Below are 561 nucleotides of genomic sequence, written 5' to 3'. Positions count from 1 at the left end.
CGCGCTGGTCGAGGCCCAAGCCGCCGAGACCCCCGACGTCACCGCCGTCGTGTACGAGGGCCGCCACTACAGCTACCGCGAGATCAATGAGACCGCGAACCGGTTGGCGCACAAGCTGATCGCACAGGGTATCGGCACCGAGGACCGGGTCGCGGTGCTGATGGACAAATCTCCGGAACTGGTCATCACCGCCCTGGGCATCGTGAAGGCCGGTGCGGTGTACCTACCCATCGACCCGACCTACCCCGAGGACCGGCTGTCCTACATCCTGTCCGACTCCGACCCCGAGGTCGTGCTGCGCGCGCTGCCCACCGACCTGGACGAGCACCCCGGCACCGACCCCACCGATGCCNACCGGCTGCGCCCCCTGCTGCCGGAGAACACCGCCTATCTGATCTACACCTCCGGTTCCACCGGGCTGCCCAAGGGCGTTCCGGTGCCGCACCGGCCGATCGCCGAGTACTTCGCCTGGTTCGGGCCGGAGTACGAGGTCTCCGACTCCGACCGACTGCTGCAGGTGGCCTCGCAGGGCTTCGACGTCTCGATCGGCGAGATCTTCGG

General features: G+C 68.2%; 1 protein-coding gene. It reads left to right on the top strand.

Annotated elements, in window-relative coordinates; genetic code table 11:
* Positions 1–561 (top strand): AMP-binding protein (locus H7I41_RS29200; RefSeq protein ID WP_264016149.1); only part of this gene is annotated, 561 nt, incomplete at both ends.

Origin of the sequence: [Mycobacterium] manitobense, from assembly GCF_025821665.1 — a bacterium.
Lineage (GTDB): Bacteria > Actinomycetota > Actinomycetes > Mycobacteriales > Mycobacteriaceae > Mycobacterium > Mycobacterium arseniciresistens.
The sequence above is the reverse complement of the archived record's forward strand: the minus strand, read 5'-3'. Positions and strand labels throughout refer to the sequence as shown.